We start from the raw sequence: 19,877 nt of genomic DNA, 5'->3' as shown, positions 1-19,877 counted from the left end.
CGTCTCGGCCCTTTCTGCGGGGGTGGCCGCCCGTGCGGCCAAACGTCCAGTGTGCCGCATGCGGGGCCGGTGGTGCGTCGGTGTCGGCCGGCGGGACGTTCGGCCATCCGCCCGCCGTGCGCGGGGGACGTGTCATGGTCTGTGCGTGACTGACGCCGCTGCCGGGGAAACGCCCCCGGAACGAACCGCTTCCGCGCGTCCGGACGACCGCATACCGTCCGTGCTGCGCTTCTCCACCGAACTCGTCGCCTGGGTGACCACCCCCTGGGTGCTGGCCGGCCACTCGTGGCTGCTCGCCGCGCTGTCGCTGGTGGCGCTGATCGGCCTGCCGGCCGTTCTGTCCACCCCGGGCGACAAGAACAGTGTGATCGTCGCCGTGCCGGGCTGGGCCACGATCCTGATGGTGCTGGCCGAGCTGGGCGCTGCCGTCGTCTCGTCGTGGCTGCTGTGGCCGGTGTGGGCGGCCGTTCCGGTGACGCTGCTCGCGGCGGCCGCCGTGGTCACCGAGCAGCCTCGCTGGCGGTGGCTCGTCTCGCTGAACCAAGGGCTGTCCTGTAAGCCCTGACGGGCGCACGACGACAGCTACGGCACCTTGCCGCGTTGCCGGAACGTCCGAATACATCCAGTATGCGGACGCCCCTCCGCCTTGCGAGGCACCGCGTCCGACGCCGCGCGCTGATCCGCCAGGGATTACGGGACAACCCTGTCAGGCGTCTTCGGAGTCGGCCAGTTCCGCGACGCCCGTGACCCGGTGCAGCGGGTACGTGCGGATCTCGTCCGCCGTGTGGTCGTACGCCGTCACGAAGCCGCCCTCGACCCGCACCGGCGCGATGACGCGCTGGCTGGCAGCGCCGTCCGCATTGACGTAGCCGATCCAGATCGCCGAGCCCGTCATGGCCGCCGCCTGGACGGTCGCGAGAGTCTCGGCGGAGGTCGTACGAGGCAGTGAACCGGCCGGGTCCGCAGGTGCCCGGGAGGTGTCCTTGCGGACGACGGTGGCGGCCGTGTCCCCGGCGCGGATCGCCCGTACCGCCGCGCCCAGCAGCGTTCCGTCGGGGAGCGGCGGGCCCTCGGGGACCGGCACGGGGGGTGTACGGGGAGGGGTGCGGCGGGTGCCCGCGCGGGTGATCAGGACATCGCCCTCGGCGGACTCGGCGGCGGGCGCATACCCCATCTCGCGCAGCCCTTCGAGCAGGGACGCCGGGTCGGTCTGGGCGGCCAGCGCCGTCGGGGCGAGGCGGCGCAGGCGCAGGGTGGCCGAGCGTTTGTCGGCGAGGATCTCGTTGAGTACGGCCTCGTCGTCGCAGCGCACGTACGCGGACGCGGCGCCGATCCGCAGATGGCCGTGGCGGCGGGCGACGTCGTCGATGAGGTAGCTGAGCGGCTGCGGGACCGGCGTACGGCTGTGCGTGGCGAGGAACGCGTGCAGATCGGCCGCGGACTGTCCGGCGTCCAGCGCGCGGCGTACGGAGCCGGGCGTGAACCGGTAGACGGTCGCGCCGCCCTTCGACTCGATGTCCGCGAGGACGGACAGCGTGTCCGCGAGGGGGCGCTCCAGCGGGCCGGGCGCGACGGCCGTCAGGTCGGCCTGCAGCAGGACGTGGTCGAGAGGCTCCGGGATGAGCGGGGCGAGCAGCGCGGCCGCCTCGGCGGGCCCGGAGTCGAGCAGGGCGCGGGACTGGGAGGAGAGTGCGCCGCGGCCGGTGATGCCGAGGAGTTCGGACTCGTTCAGTGTCCACAGGGCGATCCGGGACCGGAGGTCGGTGGTGTCCCCGGCGGACGTGGAGGCGCCGCGCAGCGGCCGTTCCCAGCGGAGCCGGGCGAGCAGCGTCTCCGGGTCCGGGGCGGTGCCGGGGTCCAGGGAGGCGAGCAGGGCCAGGATGCGGTGGCGTACCTCGGATGCGGCCGAGCGGTCCAGTTCGGGGCCGAGCGCGGACAGGGCCCGGCCCTTGGCGTCCTGGCCGCCGACCAGACCGGCGGTGCGGGTGGCGGAGAGCCAGGCGGTCGCGAGGCGCACCCAGCGGTCCTGGGCGGGGAGTTCGGTCCAGTCGTCGTATGCGGGCGTCGGCGCGTACCGCTCGTCGGCCTCGCCGTCGGAGGCCAGCAGCCCGGCCGCGTAGGCGAGTTCGAGCCAGAACGCGGCGATCGGCTCGGACACGTCGAGGACGGACGCGGTCCGCTTCAGCTCGCGGACGCTGAGGCCGCCGGCCCGGAGCATGGCGGGGCCGCCGCCGTTCCAGCTCGTCAGGAGTTCCTCGACGGTGGACACCGCCAGGTACGCCTGGCCTGCGGCCGCACTGTCCACAGACTGGGGATCGCGGGCCGCGGCGGCCACGACGGCGGGCGGCAGCGGCTCCGGTACGCGGTGGGCGCGCCCGGCCCGCAGATGCAGCGCCGCCTCGCGCGGCAGGACGACGGTGCGCGTCGACACGGGCAGCAACAGCCCGCGGTCGCGCAGCCACTTCACGGGCGGGGTCGGGTTCGGGGTCACTTCCCCGTACGGCGGACCCCACACCAGCCGGTCCAGTACGGCGAGCGCCTCCATCGGCGCGGTGTCCAGCAGCTCGCCCATCCTGGTCCGGTCGGTGAACAGCGCGGCCAGCGCGGCCACGGCGGAGACCGGGTCGTGCGTGGCGGGCAGCCCGGCCGCCGCCAGGATCTCCTGCAGCCGGCCCGGCGACATGCCGGCCGTGGCCTCGGCGACGGTCGGCCCGAGACCGGTGGGGGAGGGGTGCTGCGGGGACGGTGCGAGGAGTTCGCGCGCGGTACGGACCAGCCGCAGCCGGTCGTCCTCGCCCCAGAGCAGGGCCTGTTCGCGCAAGGTCGCGACGGCTCCGGGCGCCGCGTCCCGGATCGCCGCACCCGCGTCGTCGCGCAGCGCGCCGTCGTCCCGGCCGTCGCCCGTGAGAAGGGCGAGAAGGGTGTCGTACGAGGCCGGCTCGGGTGCGACCGCGAGCGCCTCCGCGGTCTGCAGGGCGAATCGGTCGAGGTGCTCCAGCGCGCGCACGACAGAGGCACGGGTGCCGGCTCTCGTCGCCAGCTGGGTGATGTCGTTCGGCACGGGAGACAGGAGGTCGGGACGGGCACGCAGCAGCCCGGCCAGCGACTCGTCGTCCCGGGCGCGCAGCGCTTCGGCGAGCGTCCGCGGTGGTGTGGTCATCCCCATCCGTCCCACGGTAGTCGCTCCGGACAGGCCCGAGGGCGCTACCGTCGGTGCAGGGCGGCCGGAGGGGAACCGAGGGGAAGCATCGCGTGGGGATCGAGAGCGACCAGCTCGTCTACGACTATCTGAGCCGGGTCGGAGACCTGGCCCAGCAGCAACAGCTGTCCTCGGGCGCCCGGATGCGGCTCGTGGCGGCACTGCGCACCGAGATCGACCGGCAGCGCGGAAGCCAAGGCACGGACACGCCGGCGGCGGTGCGGCGCATCATCGGGAAGCTCGGCACACCGGACGAACTGGTGGCCGCGGCGGCGAGGTCGGGGGACGGGACCGTGATGCTGCCGGGGGCGGCGGCGGGCGGGGAACCCGGCGATCCGGAGCCGCGGGGGATCCCACGGCCGCGGAGAGGAACCTTCCGGAAAGAGACTTTGCGCAAGGGCGCGTCGGAGGGGAACCGGGGGGCCGGTGGGGTGCCTGGGGCGCGTGAAGCGCCTGAGGATTCCGGGGCCTCCGCGGCTTCTGCTGCTTCGAGGGGGGACGGGCCGTCGCCGCCGCACATGGCGGGGACGGATGAGCTCGGAGCGTCCGGGAGCGAACCCGACTGGTGGCGTATCGAGCCGGGGCCGTTCGGGGACGGGGTGCGGGTGCCGGGGTTCACCGGTGGGGTGGAGATCCCGGACCTTCTGAAACCGCCGTCGCCCGCGGAGGAAGCGGAAGCGGCTGCCGAGGGCGAGACGGAGGGCCACGAGAACGGTTCCGGTGAGGACGGCGGGCGCGAGGGCGCGCGGGGGCGGTGGCGGCCGCGGATCCGGCGGCGTGCGCCACGGGAGAGACGGGAGAGGGCGGGGTTCCGGTTCGCCCACCCGCTGCTGCTGCTCGCTGCCGGGTTGCTGGTCGCCGGTGCGGTGACGGGATCCCTGCTGGTACTCGCGGGCGGCTGGCTGATCGCGTACAGCTCGCGCACGCTCTCCCGTGCGGAGGCGAAGCTGGCCGCGATGGGACTGCCCGGAGCGGCCGTGGCGGGTGGCCTGGTCTGGCTGTGGGGGCGGATGGACGGGCGCTGGGACGAGCCGATCCCGGAGGACGGGATGGGGGATGCGCTGAGCGGGATGTGGCCGGTGGTGGTGCGGGCGGCTGCGGTGGCGTCGGCGGTGTTCCTGGTGTGGCGGGCGGGGAAGCGGGCTGGGTAGGCGGGGGTGGGGTGCGGTGCCCCGGTCCGGGGCGGGGCCGGTCACCCCGGACCGGGGTGGGACCACGGGGCCCCCGGCACGATCAGCGGCGAGCCCGTCACCGGGTCCGGGACGATCACTGCCTCCAGGCCGAAGACCTGGCGTACGAGGTCTGCCGTGACGATGTCCTCGGGGCGGCCCTCGGCGACGATCCGGCCCGCCTTCATCGCGACCAGGTGGTCGGCGTACCGCGCGGCCTGGTTCAGGTCGTGGAGCACGGTGACGACCGTGCGGCCCGGGGTGCCGTCCGCCGCCGGGGCGGCGAGCTGCCGCACCAGGTCGAGGACCTCCACCTGGTGCGCGATGTCGAGGTAGGTCGTCGGCTCGTCGAGCAGCAGCAGAGCCGTCTCCTGGGCCAGCGCCATCGCGATCCAGACCCGCTGCCGCTGACCGCCGGAGAGTTCGTCCACCGACCGGTCGCCGAGCGCCGTGATGTCCGTACGCTCCATCGCGTCGCTCACCGCCCGCTCGTCCTCGTCCGACCACTGCTGCCACCAGTGCTGGTGCGGCTGGCGGCCGCGGGCGACGAGGTCGGAGACGGTGATCGCCTCGGGCGCGACCGGGGTCTGCGGCAGCAGCCCGATCGACTGGGCGATCTTCTTGGTGGGGATCCGGGACAGCTCCGTACCGTCGAGGAGTACGGCTCCGCCGCGCGGCTTGAGGAGTCGGCCGAGCGCCCGCAGGGTCGTCGACTTGCCGCACGCGTTCGGGCCGACGATGACCGTCACCCGGCCGTCCGGCACGGTGAGGTCCAGCTCGTGCACGACCGTGCGGTCCTCGTACGCGAGGGTCAGCCCGCGTGCGGTGAGCCGGCCGGTCGTCGCCTGGGCGACGGCGTCGGACGTACGGGTCGAGCTCATGCTGTGCCTCCACTACGACCACCGTGACCGCGGATGATCAGCCAGATCAGATACGGGGCGCCGACCGCCGCCGTCAGTACGCCCACCGGCAGCTCGGTGGGCGAGAAGAGCTTGCGCGCCAGCAGGTCGGCGAAGACGACGATCACCGCGCCGAGCAGCGCCGAGCAGAGCAGCGGGATCTGCGCGGTCCGCGTCATGCGGCGGGCGATCTGCGGGGCGAGCAGCGCCACGAAGTCGACCGGCCCGGCCGTTCCCGTCGCCACGGAGGCCAGCACCACACCGAGCGCGACGAGCCCCAGCCGTACTCTCCCCAGCCGTACCCCGAGCGCTGTTGCCGTGTCGTCGTCCAGGGACACGGTCCGCTGGGCGCGGGCCGCCCACAGCACGGCCGGGGTCAGGACCAGCAGCGTCCAGCCGATCGGCGCGACCTCGTTCCAGCCGCGGCCGTTCAGTGAGCCCGTCATCCAGATCTGGGCCTGCTGGGCGACCAGATAGTCGCCCTTCGTCAGGAACAGTGTGGTGACGGACCGCAGCGCGATGGCGAAGCCGATGCCGATGAGGACGAACCGGGTGGCGTGCAGCCCGCCGCGCCACGCGAAGACGTACACGAGCGCCGCCGCCGCGATCCCGCCGACGACCGACAGATACGGCAGAACGGTGTACGAGGTGATGCCGAAGGTCATCGCGCCGACCGTGAGCGCGCCCGCGCCCTGGCTGATGCCGATGATGTCGGGGCTGGCCAGCGGATTGCGGGCGACCGTCTGGATCAGCGCCCCGGCGATGCCGAAGGCCGCGCCGATCAGCAGTCCGACGACCATGCGGGGCAGCCGCAGTGTCCCGACGACCAGTTCGTTCTGCGACGGCTGCCCGAGGATCACCTTCACGACCTCGGCGGGCGCGACGAAGCTCTCGCCGACACAGAGGTACGCGACACAGACGACCGCCAGCAGCACGACGAGGGCCGCCGCCGCGACCGCCGCGCGCCGGTGCAGCAGGAACCGCCCGCGCGTCCCGATCCGTACGACGCTGTACCCGGCGGGCCGGACCCGGCTCCGGGTCAGGGTGCCGCTCATGCCGGGACCGCCTTCCGACGTACCAGTGTGACCAGGAACGGCACCCCGATCAGCGCCGTCATCACACCCGCCGGGACCTCGCCCGGCGGGAAGACGATGCGGCCCACGACGTCGGAGACGAGCAGCATCACGGGCCCGATCAGCGCCGCCATCGGCAGCACCCACCGGTGGTCGCTGCCGACGATCGCACGGGCGATGTGCGGGACGGCCAGCCCGATGAACGCGATCGGTCCGGCCGCAGCGACCCCGACGCCGGTCAGCACCGTGGCCCCGATGCCGCCGACGATGCGTACCGTCGCGACTTTCTGCCCCAGCCCCTTCGCCATGTCCTCGCCGAGCGCCAGTGCGTCCAGACCTCGTGCCACCGACAGCACGAGCACCGTGCCGACCAGCAGGAAAGGCCAGATCTGCTGCGCCACCGCAGCCTCGCGCCCGGCGATCGAACCGACCTGCCAGAAGCGGAACTCGTCGAGCGCGGACGCCTTCGTCGTCAGCACCGCCATCGTCACCGACACCAGCAGCGCATTGATCGCGGCGCCGCCCAGCGCGAGCTTCACGGGCGTCGCTCCGCCGCGTCCGCGCGACGCGATCACGTACCCGGCCACCGAGGCGATCGCAGCCCCGGCGAACGCGAACCAGACGTACCCCGTCAGCGTGTGGATCCCCGCGAACGCGATGGCCAGCACCACGCCCACGGACGCACCCTGGCTGATGCCGAGGATTCCCGGGTCGGCGATGGGGTTCCGGGCGATGCCCTGGAGCACCGTGCCCGCGAGGGCCAGCGCCGCACCGACCATCAGTCCGATCAGGGTGCGCGGCACCCGCATCTGCCGGATCACTTCGGCGGCGTCGGAGTGCCCGCCGTGCAGCAGGGCGTCGAGCACCGCGGACGGTGCGATGGACCGCGCCCCCACGGCCAGGCTGAGCAGGACGGCCACCAGCAGCGCCACGACGGCCGCCGCCGTCGCGAGAGCGCGTCTGTGGCGGCGAGGTGCGGCGGCTGACATCGGACCCAATCGGCAAGCTGGGAGGCGTGGATAGGTAAGGCTTGGCTAAGTCTAAGTGGAGCCCGCCGGAGTCCGAGGGGTGGGAGGGGCCTGTGGGGCGGAAGGAGGCCGTGACCTCGGCACAATGGGCAGCATGGCTCCGCACCCCCTGACGGTCGGCTTCGACCTCGATATGACGCTCATCGACTCCCGGCCGGGCATCAAGGCCACCTACCGGGCGCTGTCCGCCGAGACGGGGACGCCGATCGATCTCGACCTGGTCGTCAGCAGGCTCGGACCGCCCGTGGAGCACGAGCTCGCGAACTGGTACCCGGCGCACGCCGTGGCCGCCGCGGCCGACCGGTACCGGGAGATCTATCCCACGTACGCGATCACGCCGAGCCCCGCCCTGCCCGGCGCCCGGGAATCCGTCGCCGCGATCCGCGCGCGGGGCGGCCGGACGATCGTCGTCACCGCGAAGCACACGCCGAACGCCAAGCTCCACCTGGCACACGTGGGAATCGAACCCGACGAGGTCATAGGCAGCCTGTGGGCGGAGCGCAAGGGGGATGCGCTGCGCGAGCACGGCGCGCAGGTGTACGTCGGCGACCACACCGGGGACGTGCGCGGTGCCCGTACCGCCGATGCCCTGTCGGTCGGGGTCACGACGGGCCCGTGCGACGCGGACGAACTGCGGGAGGCGGGCGCGGACGTCGTCCTCCCGGACCTCACGCGGTTCCCGGCGTGGCTGCGCACCTACCCGGAACCGGCGTAACCGGCGTCCGTCCCCGTCAGCGCGCGGTCCGCTTGGGGGACCCCACCCATGCCGACCGCACCACGCCCGCCGCGGCGATCAGGAACCCCACGCCCATCAGCATGCACAAGGCATACGCGAAGGGCGGGAACGGGTCGGTCCCGAGGAACAGCGGAGCCACCGTGACCAGTGTGGCCAGTGCCCCGATGAAGAAAACGATCGCGCCGACGCGGACAAGCCGGTCACCTGCGCCAGAGGGAGGAGTACTCACCCCGTCAGGGTAGTTCCCGCCCCGGAGCAACCATTCCTTCACCCGGAGTGCGCCGTTTCTGGACAGAGTCCGGATGACCAGGCTTGACGAGGGGTACTGCACCTGTGGAGGCTTCTGCCAGCAGGGGAGCACGACCACTGGACGGCCTGACCTGCTGAGGCTTGGTTCCGGCTTACGGGTTGAGATGGGGTGCGTGCTTTGCCGACTGGCAAGGTCAAATGGTTCAACAGCGAGAAGGGCTTCGGCTTCCTTTCCCGCGACGACGGTGGCGACGTGTTCGTGCACTCGTCGGTGCTCCCTGACGGAGTCGACGCCCTCAAGCCCGGCCAGCGCGTCGAATTCGGTGTCGTCGCAGGTCAGCGCGGAGACCAGGCGCTCTCGGTGGCGATCCTCGACCCGACCCCGTCCGTCGCCGCCGCCCAGCGCCGCAAGCCGGACGAGCTCGCATCGATCGTGCAGGACCTGACGACGCTGCTGGAGAACATCACGCCGATGCTGGAGCGGGGCCGCTACCCCGACAAGGCGGCCGGCAGGCAGATCGGCGGCCTGCTGCGCGCGGTCGCCGACCAGCTCGACGTCTAGGGTCTTTCGTTTGGATCAGGCCGGATCATGCCGGGCCCCGCGAGCCCGGCCTGATCCAAACGAGAGGCCCTCGGGATCTTTCGTCAGCGGGCGTCCGGCCGTAACCCGTTACGGCCGGACTCAGGCGAACGGCAGAGCATCCGGGCCGAGGGGCGGCACCAGCCCCTCGGCCGCCGCGCGCGTGAGGAGCCCGCGGATCGCCGCATAGCCGTTCTCGCCGAGGTCGGCGGTGAACTCGTTCACGTACAGCCCGATGTGCTGGTCGGCGACGGCCGGGTCCATCTCCTGGGCGTGCTCCAGCACGTACGGCCGTGACATCTCCGGGTCGTCCCACGCCATCCGTACCGACGTGCGGATCGACTCGGCCAGCAGCTTCAGCGTCTCCGCGCCCAGTGACCGCTTGGCGATGATCGCGCCGAGCGGGATCGGCAGCCCGGTCGTCGCCTCCCAGTGCTCGCCCATGTCGGCGAGGCTGTGCAGCCCGTAGTTCCGGTACGTGAAACGCGCCTCGTGGATGACGAGACCGGCATCCACCTTCCCGTCCCGCACGGCGGGCATGATCTCGTCGAACGGCATGACGACGATTTCGCCGACATCGCCCGGCACGACATCCGCCGCCCAGAGCCGGAACAGCAGATACGCGGTGGAGCGCTCGCTCGGAACGGCGACGGTCTTCCCCGTCAGATCCGTACCCGGCTCCTTCGTCAGGACGAGCGGCCCGCAGCCGCGGCCCAGCGCACCGCCGCAGGGCAGCAGGGCGTACTCCTCCAGGACCCAGGGCAGCACCGCGTACGACACCTTCAGCACGTCCAGCTCGCCGCGCTCGGCCATGCCGTTCGTGATGTCGATGTCGGCGAAGGTGACATCGAGGGCGGGCGCGCCGGGGACCCTGCCGTGCGCCCAGGCGTCGAAGACGAAGGTGTCGTTCGGGCACGGCGAGAAGGCGATCTTCACAGCGGTGCCGGGCTTCGCGGTGTCCTCAGTCGAGTCGGTCATGGTGGGTCCAACCTTCCAGTACGGGAGTGAGCTTCCCGAACGCGGCGGTGAGCGCGGCCAGTGCGTCGCCGATGCGCCAGGCGTCCCGGTCGCGCGGGCCGACGGCATTCGACACGGCCCGGATCTCCAGCACCGGTACGCGCAGCCGGTCGGCTGCCTCGGCGACCCCGAAGCCCTCCATGGCCTCGGCGACGGCGTCCGGATGTGCGCCGCGGAGTGCGGCGGCGCGGGCGGCGCTGCCGGTCACGGTGGAGACGGTGAGGATGTCGCCGGTGACCGCGCCGGTCGCGGCGGCCACGTCACGTACCAGGGCCGGCGGCGGCTCGAACCGTTCCCGGCCGAAGCCCAGGGCGGTGACGGGCACGAACCCGTCGGGGGTCTCGGCGCCCAGATCGGCGGCGACGATCGCGCTCGCCACGACGAGGGAGCCGACCGGGGCGCCGGGCGCGAACCCGCCGCCGATACCGGCGGAGACCACCAGGCCGTAGGACCCGGAGGCAAGCCCGAACGCGGCTGCGGCGGCCGCGGACGCCGGACCGGCGCCGCCCGCGAGGACATCGACACCGCCGGCGCGGTGCAGCTCGGCGCCCGGTGCCCGGACCACCTCCGGTCTGTCCGTGAACGCACGCGTGACCGCGTCCCGTTCCACCGGGACAGCGGTCACGACGAGCACACGCACGGGGAGGGTCCTCCCGGGTCGGGAGGGGGTCAGCTGGTCTTCTCGAGGGTGAAGTGCCAGATGCCCGTGAGCTTCTTGCCCGTGGTCTCCACGATGCTGATCTGCGCCTTGTTCGCGGTCTCGCCGGTCTGGCTGGAGAAGAAGGCGCTCCCCGGGATGGACCGGTAGGTCTTCTTGTACGGCTCCTGCTCGGCCTGCTGGCCGTTGATGAAGAGGGTCCAGCCGTTGTCCGCGATCTCCGGTTCGACGCCGAAGCGGACCTTGTCGTCCATCGCGACCTTGACGGTGTGCTCGGCCTTCTTGTTGTTGAGGCAGCCCTGGACCAGCGACTCCTTGATGGCGTCGCCGTCGTTGTAACAGGTTGCCTCGGCACTCACCGAGGTGTCGCCGACCGTCACGGTGGCGAGCGGCGTCGGCTTGTCGCAGGCGGACAGGACAAGGAGTCCCGCGGACACGGCACCAAGAGCGACGCCGATTCGGCGGCCCTTACCGGAGAAGAACGCAACGGTCATGGCCCGAAGGCTATCGGTCGCTCCCGCTCACGCCACGCGGGGGTGCGGCGAGCCGCGGCGAGCCGCACCCAGCAGACCCCGTACGGAGGCTGCCGCACCGAGGGCGAGGATCCCCGCGGCGACCGACATTCCCAGTACGCCGTTGAGGGGGAGAACGATGCCGATACCGCCGCCGACCACCCAGGCCATCTGGAGCAGTGTCTCGGACCGGGCGAACGCCGACGCGCGGACCTCCTCGGGCACGTCGCGCTGGATCATCGCGTCCAGCGACAGCTTGGACAGTGCCTGGGTGAAACCCGCCACCGCGCCGAGCGCGGCGACCATCACGGTCGAGAAGAAGACCGCGGCGACGACGGCGACACCGAGCGCCAGCCCCAGCACCGAGGCGATGATCACCTCCGGGCCGCGGGCCCGGAGCCAGGAGCCCATCGCCGTGCCGAGGGCATTGCCGATCCCGGCCGCAACACCGACGATGCCGAGCGAGACGGCCGCGCTCTGCCCGGCGAGCGGGTGCACCCGCAGCAGGAACGCCAGGAAGAAGATCAGGAAGCCGGAGAGCGCGCGGTGCGCGGCGTTGGCCTGGAGCCCGTGCAGGACGGACGGCCCGACGGTCCGCAGCCCCGGCCGCTTCTCCTTCTCCCCGTTGGTCCTGGCCCTGCCCTTCTTCCCGTTGACCCCGGAGGGCCTGGTGCGGACGGAGGGCTGATGACTGTGCGGCTCGACCAGCTGGGCGCGGTGTTCGCCCTTCGCCGAGTCGACCTTGTGCGGCAGCGTGAACGCGAGAACGGTGCCGCCGGTGAAGATCAGACACGCGCCGTAGAGCGGCCAGGGCGCCCCGATGATCTGCAGCCCGGCCCCGATCGGCGCCGCCACGCCCGTGGCCAGAAGCCCGGCCAGGGTGACCCGGGAATTGGCCTTCACCAGGGAGAAACGGGGTGGCAGCAGGCGTGGCACGACCGCGCTGCGCACGACCCCGTACGCCTTCGAGGCGACCAGCACGCCCAGTGCCGCCGGATACAGCTCCAGGCCGCCCGTGGCGACCGCGCCCGACATCGTGAGCGCGAGCACCGCACGCGCCAGCATGGCGCCCGCCATCGCGGCGCGGCGGCCGTGCGGCAGACGGTCCAGGAGCGGGCCGATGACCGGGGCGAGGAGAGTGAACGGCGCCATCGTCACGGCGAGGTAGAGGGCGACGCGGCCGCGCGCCTCGTCCGTCGGCACGGAGAAGAACACGGTCGACGCGAGCGCCACCGTGACCATCACGTCGCCCGCGCCGTTCACGGCGTGCAGCTCGATCAGCTTGCCGAGTCCGGACTCGCCGGCCCCGTGGGCGTGCGTCGCCTTGCGGATGCCTTTCGCGGTGCCGGTGAACGGCGTGTGCAGGGCATGACCGATCGACCGGCCCGTCCTGCGGAGCGGGCCGGACCCGTCGTGCGACCTGGCGGAAGGCACCCCGTCATAGTGCCCCAGCCACTGCGGTAACGAACCGAGAACGGTACGGGGCGCGGGGTTCGCCGCCCTGTCGGGTCAGTGAGCACCCTGCCGACAGGGCATTCCTCCGACCGCTCGACCCGGATACGGCAGTGGATACGCCGTCGTTTGGGACGGGCAGGTGGGCGGGGAGCTGCGGAGAGGGTAGCGTGCGTAGCGCGCCCCCGGCGGTTGTCCTTGGCCGCGCGCCTCTCGGCGATCCCGCAGAATGGATAGCAGAAGGCGCGCCCGAGGCAGGCACAACGGGTGCGGACGTCGACGCGGCCCCCAGGTCCGCTCCGCCCGCAACCGTTATGGCCGAAATCGATGGATCTGCTGGCGCACTCGTGAGACGGCGTATGGAGAGAAGCGAGACCTGTGAGTGCTGCTACGACGCGAAGCCGTACTGCCCGTACCCCTGCCCCCGACCGTCTGTGCGCCGAGGCGGTAGATCTCGCGCGCGCGGCGGCCGAGGAAGTGGCCGCGCCGGGGGAGGTCGGTGAGCACGTGGGCCGGGTCTCCGAGGGGGACCGGGTCGTCACGCACTACTTCGAGTGCAAGGAACCCGGCTACAAGGGCTGGCGGTGGGCGGTGACGGTCGCCAGGGCCTCCCGCGCCAAGGTCGTCACGCTCGACGAGGCGGTACTGCTGCCGGGGACCGACGCGCTGCTCGCTCCCGAGTGGGTGCCATGGAGCGAGCGGCTGCGGCCCGGCGACATGGGACCCGGTGATCTGCTGCCGACGGAGGCGGAGGATCTGCGTCTGGAGCCGGGGTACAGCGGCGAGGACGAGTCGCCGCCGAACTCGGTGGCCTCCGAGATGTCGGAGGAGATGGCCGACCTCGTCGACGCGGAGGACGCGGAACTCACGACGCGCCCGGAGGCGACGAGGCGCGGCTCGATCGCCGCGCTCGCGGAAGAGCTCGGCATGCGGCGGGCACGGGTGCTGTCCCGGTACGGGCTGCATGCCGCGGCCGACCGCTGGGAAGAGGCATTCGGCCCGAAGACGCCGATGGCTCAGGCGGCACCGGCATCCTGTGTCACCTGCGCCTTCCTGGTGCCGCTGCCGGGTTCGCTGCGGCAGGCCTTCGGCGTGTGCGCGAACGAGTTCGGCCCGGCGGACGGTCATGTGGTCTCCCTGTCGTACGGCTGCGGTGGGCACTCGGAGGCAGCGGTGATGCCGAAGCCGCCGAAGCCGGCGCCGCACGCGCTGGACACGATGCAGGTGGACGAGTACCCGCTGCGCCCGGCGCGGGACAGCGGATCGGTCCCGGTGGAACCGGATGCGCCATCGGAGGACCTGGGCCACTCCTGACGCTCCTGGCCGCTGGGGGACCGGGTTTGCGGTACCCGGGGGTCGCGCGCTGCGGTGCGGCCACGGGGCTCCCGGTGAACGCTTTGTCCTCAATCGCCGGGCGGGCTCGGTGTGGGCCCCGTGCGGGTTTCGGGTGCGGCCCGGTGGTCGTGTTGTCCTCAAGCGCCGGACGGGCTGGATGTGGCCGGGGTGCGTTCTTGGGTCGGTCGGGGTGCTTTTTCGCGGGCGCCGGGCGGGCTCGGTGTGGGCCCCGTGCGGGTTTCGGGTGCGGCCCGGTGGTCGTGTTGTCCTCAAGCGGCGGACGGGCTGGATGTGGCCGGAAGGCGTCGACGACTTGCCGGGTTCGCGGTCTCCGCAGTCGCTTTCGGCTCGCCGAGAAGGTCCCCCGTGCCCTGAAGGAGACGTGACCCGGGCGGTGCCGTGCCGAGGGCATTTCAAGCCTGTCCGGCGATGGAGGACAAGGGCGGCGCCCCACCGCCGCGCCACGCAGGATTGCCGGTCGCGGTACCTTCGGGCGCACACTGGCGGCACGGGTGTACGCGCACGCAGGCGCACGCACACCCCCGCCGCACATGGGTAACGCGTCACCGGACAGAGCGGAGTCAGAGCGTGAGCATGAATGCGACCGAGGGGGCCGATCCGTTCGGGACGGCACGGCTGCGGCGCGGCGTGCTCGACGCCTGGGGCGCCGGTCCGGCCCGGTTCCGGGAGGACGCCAACGCCGAGGAGGACCTCGCGCTCGGCGGCTACCGCGACCGCCTCGTCGTCGAGCTCGCCCAGAACGCCGCCGATGCGGCCGCCCGTGCCGGCGTCCCCGGCCGGCTCCGTCTCACCCTTCATCCCGCCTCGGACACCGGACCCGCCGTCCTCGCCGCCGCCAACACCGGCGCCCCCCTCGACGCCACCGGCGTCGAATCGCTCAGCACGCTCCGCGCCTCCGCCAAGCGCGAGGGTCACGAGTCCGCCGTCGGCAGGTTCGGCGTCGGGTTCGCCGCCGTCCTCGCGGTCAGCGACGAGCCCGCCGTCATCGGCCGGCACGGCGGTGTCCGCTGGTCCCTCGCCGAGGCCCGTGACCTCGCCCGCGAGGCCGTCGTCGGCAGCCCGGGCCTCGGTGACGAACTCCGCCGCCGCGACGGCCACGTACCGCTGCTGCGTCTTCCGCTGCCCGCCGAGGGCACCGCACCGGACGGGTACGACACCGTCGTCGTCCTGCCGATGCGCGACGGCGTCGCCGAGGACCTCGTCGGACGGCTGCTCGCCGCCGTCGACGACGCGCTCCTCCTGACGCTCGCCGGTCTCGAAGAGATCGTCATCGACACCCCCGAGGACCTACGGACGCTTCGCCGTTCCCAGCACGGCCCGTACACACACATCGACGACTCCGCGTACGGCACGAACCGCTGGCGCACCGTCGCCCAGCACGGGCCGATCGAACCGGCCCTGCTCGCCGGCCGCCCGCTGGAGGAACGGCTGCGCCCGCACTGGTCGGTGACCTGGGCGGTGCCCGTGGACGTAGAAGGGGCGCCGGTGTACCCGCGTACCGCCCCCGTGGTCCACGCGCCGACCCCCACCGACGAGCCTCTCGGCGTCCCCGCCCTGCTCATCGCGTCGCTGCCGCTCGACACCACCCGCCGCCACCCCGCGCCCGGCCCGCTCACCGACTTCCTGGTGCAGCGCGCGGCCGACGCGTACGCCGAACTGCTCGCCGACTGGCATCCGGTGTCCATCGCCACTCTCGACCTCGTGCCCGGCCCGCTCGGCAAGGGCGAACTGGACGGTGCCGTGCGCGGCGCGATCCTGGAGCGGCTGTCGCGCGTCGCGTTCCTGGAGCCCGCCGCCCCGCGCGACGCCGCCGCCGAACCCGAGCAGTGGGACGCCTGGGACGCCGGGGCGGAGAACGTCCGCGTGGCCACCACCGCGCTGCGGCCGATCGAGGCAGAGGTCGTGGAGGGGGTGGGCGCCGAGACCGTTCAGGTGCTTGCCGAGGTGCTGCCGTGCCTGCTGCCCGCGGGACTTGAGCGCCGGAGCGAACTGCGTACCCTCGGCGTCGCCCGGGTCCCGCTGGCCGAGGCGATCGACCGGCTCGCCGGTCTGGAGCGCGAACCCGCCTGGTGGCGGCGGCTGTACGACAGCCTGTCCGGAGTCGACCCCGACCGGCTCTCCGGACTCCCGGTCCCGCTGGCCGGAGCGGTGGAGAACGCGGTGGGCGCCCCGGTCACCGCACCACCCCGCACCGCCATCGGCCCCCGCCAGGTTCTCCTGCCGCTCCCCGACGCCCTCACCGGCCCGGTCCTGGGCCGGCTGGCCCGGCTCGGGCTGAAGGTCGCGCATCCGGATGCCGCCCATCCGCTTCTGGAGAAGCTGGGCGCCCTGCCCGCCACCCCGCGCGCGGTGCTGACGACCCCGCAGGTGCGTGCGGCCGTCGCCGGTTCGCTGGACGCCGGCGAGGTGTGGGACGAGGACGCGCTGGACGCGGAAGAGCTCGCGGACACCGTCCTCACCCTCGTCCGGGACGCCGACCTCGCGCCGGGCGACGAACCCTGGCTCGGTGCGCTCGCCCTCCCCGACGAGGACGGTGAGCCCGCACCTGCCGGTGAACTCGTGCTACCGGGAAGCCCGTTCGCGAGCATCATGCGCGAGGGCGAACTCGCGCTCTGCGACGAGGAGCTGGCGGACCGCTGGGGTGAGCAGCCGCTGACCGCCTGCGGGGTGCTGGCCACCTTCGCGCTTGTCCGGGCCACCGATGTCGTCCTCGACCCCGACGAACTGGAGCCACGCGAAGGCGACTTCGCCGAACCCGACGACGCGGGACTGCTCGACGCCGTCGACGTGTGGTGCGAGGACATTCTCGACCAGCTGCAATTGAGTCTGCCGCCGCGCAGCGGTGACGACGAGGGGTGGTGGTCGGGCGACGGGCGGGCCCCCGTGCCGCCCGTCGCCACCGAACTCGTCGCCGTCCGCGACCTCGACCTCGTCGACGACGACGCCTGGCCGCAGGCGCTCGCCCTGCTCTCCCGGCCGCCGCTGCGCGACGCGCTGACCCAGCCGGTGCGGGTGCTGCTCCCGGACGGCACGACCCAATCCGTGCGCCCGTACACCGCCTGGTGGCTGCGCGACCACCCGGTGCTCGACGGCCGCCGCCCGGCGGGGCTGCGGGCTGCGGGCGGCGACCCGCGGCTGTCCGGGCTGTACGACTCCGCCGACGCGACCGGCTTCGGCGACGCCCAGGTGCTGCACGCCCTCGGCGTACGGACCTCCGTCGCCGCGCTCCTCGACGAGCCGGGCGGTGCGGCGGAACTCCTCGGCCGGCTCGCGGACGAGGACCGCCCGGTCGGCTCCGTACAACTCCACGAGCTGTACACGGCCCTGGCCGATCTCGACCCGGAACAGGTCACGCTGCCCGACGAGTTGCGGGCCGTGGTCGACGGCGAGGTACGCATCGTCGATGCGGCCGACGCGGTGATCGCGGACGCCCCCGATCTGCTGCCGCTGACGGACAGCCTGCCGCTCCTGCCGGTGGCCCCGGCGCGCGCCGCGGAACTGGCCGAGCTGTTCCAGGTGCGGCGGCTCGGCGAGACCGTCGAGGCGGAGGTGACGACGGACGGCGAGGAGCACCAGGTGCCGGAGTCGGTACGGATCCTGCTCGGCGCCGGGACCCCGGACACATACGTCGAACACGGCGAACTCCGCGCGGGCGGCGTCGAGCTGGACTGGCGCCGCACCCCGGACGGGACCGTCCACGCCTCGACGCTGGAGGGTGTCGCGGCGGGTCTGGCCTGGGCGGCGGGTCAGTGGCCGCGCCGTTTCGAGGTCGCGGCGCTGCTGCAGGACCCGTCGCGCACGGAGGAGTTGGCGCGCGACCGCTGGTTCGACTGACGGGCCGGGGCCGGTCTTCGGGGCAGGGAGACACAACCGCCCGGACCTGGTCATGTATTCGCAAAGATCCTCACTGTCCGCACAACCCTTCACGCGCCCCATCGGTCTCGTCTGTGAAGCCATCAGGCTTCACAGACGACCTTGGGCCCGGGAACGGACGACCTCCGCGGGCCCCTTCTCCACATTGGGGAACGAAACATGCGTATTCGTGCCACTGTGGCCGCCGTAACCGGCGCCCTGGCTCTCTCCGCCCTCGTCGTTCCGTCTGCGGCTCAGGCCGACGACGCGCACCGCTCCACTGTCCTCGATGCCGCGCGCGCCGCTCAGGCCGCGTCCGGCGCGCAGTCCGGTGCGAAGTCCGGCGCGCGCTCCGTCACCGCTGCCGGGACCGCCGGTGTCCCGCTCGACCTGACCTTCTCCAAGTTCACCGTGAACGGCGGCAAGCCGATCGCCGTGGGTACCTCCGCCACGAAGACCGTGGCGACCACGTACACCGTGACGCACGCCGCCGACGTGAACATCTTCGGCTCCGACTTCTTCCTCGACGTCGCGCTCTACCGCGGTTCGTTCGACGTTCCGACGAACGAGCTCTATGGCGCCAAGCCCCCCACCTGCACGGCCGTCTCCTCGACGGTCGCCACCTGCAAGGGGCAGATCGCCATCTCGCCGTACTACGACCTCATCGGCAACGCGGACGCCACGACGTGGAAGGCGATGGGCTTCGCCGTCGACTACAACGGCCAGGACCCGAGCAACCCCGACCCCACCCAGATCGACTACGCGCTGCAGGACGGCCTGGGTACCACCAAGCTCCAGCGCTTCTCGAAGCTGACGGTCAACGCTTCTCCGGAGCCCGTGAAGAAGGGCAGGACCATCACGGTCACCGGGAAGCTCTCCCGTGCGAACTGGGACGACCTGGCCTACCACGGCTACACCGGTCAGCCGGTCAAGCTCCAGTTCCGCAAGAAGACCAGCACCACCTACACCACGTTGAAGACGATCAACACGAGCAGCATCGGCACCCTGAAGGCCACGGCCACGGCCTCGGTCGACGGCTACTGGCGCTACAGCTTCGCCGGTACGTCCACCACCCCGGCGGTCTCCGCCACGGGTGACTACGTCGACGTGCAGTAGTTCCACGCCCGATCGCGGGCGTGGTTCCACACGTGATCCACACGAGAAGCGGGATCTCCGGGAGGGGGTCCCGCTTCTCGTACCCCCATCCCGTGCGTCCCCGTCCGGCCCGCCGGGTCCGCGGACGCACTGACCCATCGGGTCCCGCCGCGGCCGGAGCCACCACGCCACCTGCCCGACGGACCCCAGTCTCCACCGGAGAAAACATGCGTATCCGTGCCACTGTCGCCGCCGCGTCCGGCGCCCTGGTCCTGTCCGCCCTCGCCGTCCCGGCGGCGCACGCGGCAACGGCGAATCCCGTCATCTCCAAGGTCCGCGTCAACGGCGGCAAGAACACCGTCCTGGGCACGACGGCAGCGAAGACCATCACCGTGTCGGTCACCGCCTCGCACGCCTCCGGCATAGCCGACGGCTGGGTGATCCTGTGGCACGGGAAGAGCCTGGACGAGGGCATGGACGGCGTGCTGCTGCCGAACGAGGAGGCAGCGACCTGCAAGGCCGCGAGCGCCACCACCTCCACCTGCTCGTACACCATCACGATCGACCCGAGGGCCGATCTGACGAAGAACGCGCTGGCCGGCTCCTGGCACGTCCTCGCCGCCGCGGAGGCCAAGGACGGCTCCAGCACGAACTACGACTCCTACGCCACGGCGAAGATCCAGCGGCTGTCGAAGCTGACGGTCAACGCCTCCCCGGAGCCCGTCAGGAAGGGCAGGACCATCACGGTCACGGGCAAGCTGTCGCGCGCCAACTGGGAGACGCACACCTACGCGGGCTACACCGGTCAGGCGGTCAAGCTCCAGTTCCGCAAGAAGACCAGCTCCACCTACACCACGGTGAAGACGATCAAGACGAACAGCACCGGCAACCTGAAGACCACGGTCACCGCCTCGGTCGACGGCTACTGGCGCTACAGCTTCGCCGGTACGTCCACCACCCCGGCCGTCACCACCGCCGGTGACTTCGTCGACGTGCGGTAAC

Annotated in this window: 17 protein-coding genes; 8 read left to right on the top strand and 9 right to left on the bottom strand. The window is 72.5% G+C overall.

Annotated features, from left to right (window positions below):
* Positions 1-145 precede the first annotated feature (145 nt).
* A complete protein-coding gene (locus ACWD6R_RS01125; protein ID WP_451816756.1) occupies positions 146-565 on the top strand; it encodes a hypothetical protein in 420 nt (139 codons plus the stop codon).
* Between the two features lie 141 nt (positions 566-706).
* Here ACWD6R_RS01125 and ACWD6R_RS01120 read toward each other — a convergent pair whose 3' ends face one another.
* Complete coding sequence (locus ACWD6R_RS01120; protein WP_451816755.1) at positions 707-3,166, bottom strand: helicase C-terminal domain-containing protein; 2,460 nt, start codon at positions 3,164-3,166, stop codon at positions 707-709.
* 86 nt (positions 3,167-3,252) lie between these two features.
* On the opposite strand from ACWD6R_RS01120, the gene ACWD6R_RS01115 reads away from it, so the two are divergent.
* Positions 3,253-4,350 carry a hypothetical protein gene (locus ACWD6R_RS01115; protein ID WP_451816754.1) on the top strand — a complete coding sequence of 366 codons (1,098 nt, stop codon included), beginning with the start codon at positions 3,253-3,255 and terminating at the stop codon, positions 4,348-4,350.
* A 41-nt stretch (positions 4,351-4,391) separates the two neighbouring features.
* Here the strand turns inward: ACWD6R_RS01115 and ACWD6R_RS01110 are convergent, their stop codons facing one another.
* The 3 genes from ACWD6R_RS01110 to ACWD6R_RS01100 are packed head-to-tail and all read right to left on the bottom strand — an operon-like array spanning position 4,392 to position 7,329.
* Entirely contained in the window at positions 4,392-5,249 is an 858-nt protein-coding gene (locus ACWD6R_RS01110; protein ID WP_451816753.1) for an ABC transporter ATP-binding protein, read from the bottom strand.
* The gene (locus tag ACWD6R_RS01105; protein ID WP_451816752.1) at positions 5,246-6,322 is read right to left on the bottom strand and encodes a FecCD family ABC transporter permease; all 1,077 of its coding nucleotides are present in this window, start codon (positions 6,320-6,322) and stop codon (positions 5,246-5,248) included. The genes ACWD6R_RS01110 and ACWD6R_RS01105 overlap by 4 nt, the downstream gene beginning before the upstream one ends.
* Complete coding sequence (locus ACWD6R_RS01100) at positions 6,319-7,329, bottom strand: FecCD family ABC transporter permease (RefSeq protein ID WP_451816751.1); 1,011 nt, start codon at positions 7,327-7,329, stop codon at positions 6,319-6,321. The genes ACWD6R_RS01105 and ACWD6R_RS01100 overlap by 4 nt, the downstream gene beginning before the upstream one ends.
* Before the next feature lie 124 nt (positions 7,330-7,453).
* Between ACWD6R_RS01100 and ACWD6R_RS01095 the strand changes: the two genes are divergently transcribed.
* Entirely contained in the window at positions 7,454-8,083 is a 630-nt protein-coding gene (locus ACWD6R_RS01095; RefSeq protein ID WP_451816750.1) for an HAD family hydrolase, read from the top strand.
* 16 nt (positions 8,084-8,099) lie between these two features.
* On the opposite strand, the gene ACWD6R_RS01090 is transcribed toward ACWD6R_RS01095, so the two are convergent.
* The gene (locus ACWD6R_RS01090; protein WP_451816749.1) at positions 8,100-8,333 is read right to left on the bottom strand and encodes a hypothetical protein; all 234 of its coding nucleotides are present in this window, start codon (positions 8,331-8,333) and stop codon (positions 8,100-8,102) included.
* 198 nt (positions 8,334-8,531) lie between these two features.
* Here ACWD6R_RS01090 and ACWD6R_RS01085 point away from each other — a divergent pair, with 198 nt between their 5' ends.
* Positions 8,532-8,915 (top strand): cold-shock protein, encoded by a 384-nt coding sequence (locus ACWD6R_RS01085; RefSeq protein WP_358863230.1) that lies wholly within the window; start codon positions 8,532-8,534, stop codon positions 8,913-8,915.
* Between the two features lie 120 nt (positions 8,916-9,035).
* Here the strand turns inward: ACWD6R_RS01085 and ACWD6R_RS01080 are convergent, their stop codons facing one another.
* The 4 genes from ACWD6R_RS01080 to ACWD6R_RS01065 are packed head-to-tail and all read right to left on the bottom strand — an operon-like array spanning position 9,036 to position 12,554.
* Complete coding sequence (locus ACWD6R_RS01080; protein WP_451816748.1) at positions 9,036-9,911, bottom strand: 1,4-dihydroxy-6-naphthoate synthase; 876 nt, start codon at positions 9,909-9,911, stop codon at positions 9,036-9,038.
* Entirely contained in the window at positions 9,895-10,590 is a 696-nt protein-coding gene (locus ACWD6R_RS01075) for a futalosine hydrolase (protein WP_451816747.1), read from the bottom strand. Before ACWD6R_RS01075 ends, ACWD6R_RS01080 begins: the two co-directional genes overlap by 17 nt.
* Before the next feature lie 29 nt (positions 10,591-10,619).
* The gene (locus ACWD6R_RS01070) at positions 10,620-11,102 is read right to left on the bottom strand and encodes a DUF2771 domain-containing protein (protein ID WP_451816746.1); all 483 of its coding nucleotides are present in this window, start codon (positions 11,100-11,102) and stop codon (positions 10,620-10,622) included.
* 27 nt (positions 11,103-11,129) lie between these two features.
* On the bottom strand, positions 11,130-12,554 hold the full coding sequence (locus ACWD6R_RS01065; protein WP_451816745.1) for an MFS transporter: 1,425 nt from the start codon (positions 12,552-12,554) through the stop codon (positions 11,130-11,132).
* Between the two features lie 396 nt (positions 12,555-12,950).
* On the opposite strand from ACWD6R_RS01065, the gene ACWD6R_RS01060 reads away from it, so the two are divergent.
* The 4 genes from ACWD6R_RS01060 to ACWD6R_RS01045 all read left to right on the top strand — a co-directional run bounded on the left by ACWD6R_RS01060 (position 12,951) and on the right by ACWD6R_RS01045 (position 19,876).
* Positions 12,951-13,886 (top strand): DUF3027 domain-containing protein, encoded by a 936-nt coding sequence (locus tag ACWD6R_RS01060; protein ID WP_451816744.1) that lies wholly within the window; start codon positions 12,951-12,953, stop codon positions 13,884-13,886.
* Between the two features lie 615 nt (positions 13,887-14,501).
* Positions 14,502-17,762 carry a sacsin N-terminal ATP-binding-like domain-containing protein gene (locus ACWD6R_RS01055; protein WP_451816828.1) on the top strand — a complete coding sequence of 1,087 codons (3,261 nt, stop codon included), beginning with the start codon at positions 14,502-14,504 and terminating at the stop codon, positions 17,760-17,762.
* Positions 17,763-17,960: 198 nt separating this feature from the next.
* Positions 17,961-18,896, top strand: a complete 936-nt coding sequence (locus tag ACWD6R_RS01050) for a hypothetical protein (RefSeq protein WP_451816743.1) — start codon at positions 17,961-17,963, stop codon at positions 18,894-18,896.
* Between the two features lie 206 nt (positions 18,897-19,102).
* The gene (locus ACWD6R_RS01045; protein ID WP_451816742.1) at positions 19,103-19,876 is read left to right on the top strand and encodes a DUF5707 domain-containing protein; all 774 of its coding nucleotides are present in this window, start codon (positions 19,103-19,105) and stop codon (positions 19,874-19,876) included.
* Position 19,877: the final 1 nt, after the last annotated feature.

The sequence above is a fragment of the Streptomyces sp. NPDC005151 genome (assembly GCF_053599875.1).
The sequence above is the reverse complement of the archived record's forward strand: the minus strand, read 5'-3'. Positions and strand labels throughout refer to the sequence as shown.

Coding starts and splice junctions, on each gene's coding strand:
- ACWD6R_RS01120 (WP_451816755.1), bottom strand. CDS start 3,166: ATGGGGATGACCACACCACCGCGGACGCTCGCCGAAGCGCTGCGCGCC.
- ACWD6R_RS01110 (WP_451816753.1), bottom strand. CDS start 5,249: ATGAGCTCGACCCGTACGTCCGACGCCGTCGCCCAGGCGACGACCGGC.
- ACWD6R_RS01105 (WP_451816752.1), bottom strand. CDS start 6,322: ATGAGCGGCACCCTGACCCGGAGCCGGGTCCGGCCCGCCGGGTACAGC.
- ACWD6R_RS01100 (WP_451816751.1), bottom strand. CDS start 7,329: ATGTCAGCCGCCGCACCTCGCCGCCACAGACGCGCTCTCGCGACGGCG.
- ACWD6R_RS01095 (WP_451816750.1), top strand. CDS start 7,454: ATGGGCAGCATGGCTCCGCACCCCCTGACGGTCGGCTTCGACCTCGAT.
- ACWD6R_RS01080 (WP_451816748.1), bottom strand. CDS start 9,911: ATGACCGACTCGACTGAGGACACCGCGAAGCCCGGCACCGCTGTGAAG.
- ACWD6R_RS01070 (WP_451816746.1), bottom strand. CDS start 11,102: ATGACCGTTGCGTTCTTCTCCGGTAAGGGCCGCCGAATCGGCGTCGCT.
- ACWD6R_RS01055 (WP_451816828.1), top strand. CDS start 14,502: ATGAATGCGACCGAGGGGGCCGATCCGTTCGGGACGGCACGGCTGCGG.
- ACWD6R_RS01050 (WP_451816743.1), top strand. CDS start 17,961: ATGCGTATTCGTGCCACTGTGGCCGCCGTAACCGGCGCCCTGGCTCTC.
- ACWD6R_RS01045 (WP_451816742.1), top strand. CDS start 19,103: ATGCGTATCCGTGCCACTGTCGCCGCCGCGTCCGGCGCCCTGGTCCTG.